We start from the raw sequence: 437 nt of genomic DNA, 5'->3' as shown, positions 1-437 counted from the left end.
TCGTCTCTGCGTACGAAAGATAGTCCACACCGTGATACCGAGGTAAGCGAACCCGTCCGTCCGGCGTCGTCGACGCCTCACCTTCGGCGGTCGGTCGGTGGTCGTCCTCCCTCCCTCCCCGAGGGCGGTCCGTGATTACACGGGTATTGTGGTTTGGTTTTGGGGTGTTCGTAACGTAGTCCTGAAGGGCCTTTTGTCGCTCTTTCTCTTTGGCTAATTCTTCGAGGTACAACGCTCCTTTGTCGAGAATCTCGATTCGTAGGTTTCCGCGAGCGCCGTACTTCTCACAAAGACCATACTCGATTAGCTTCTCGTTCAATCGCCGCGAGACCGTGGTCCTATCGTACTGACTGAACGCCGATTGTAGGGCGCTGTAGGCCATGTGTCCGCTTTCAGTCTCACCTACCGTCCGAAGTATCTCGACAGCAAGTCCGTCC

Annotated in this window: 1 pseudogene; it reads right to left on the bottom strand. The window is 56.1% G+C overall.

Annotated features, from left to right (window positions below):
* Nucleotides 1-437 (bottom strand): annotated as a pseudogene (locus tag D3D01_RS24750) (transcriptional regulator); the annotation flags it as partial.

Origin of the sequence: Haloarcula sp. Atlit-7R, from assembly GCF_003666065.1 — an archaeon.
GTDB classification, from domain to species: Archaea; Halobacteriota; Halobacteria; order Halobacteriales; family Haloarculaceae; genus Haloarcula; species Haloarcula taiwanensis.
Note: the sequence above shows the minus strand (reverse complement) of the source record. Positions and strands in the feature narration are given on the sequence as shown.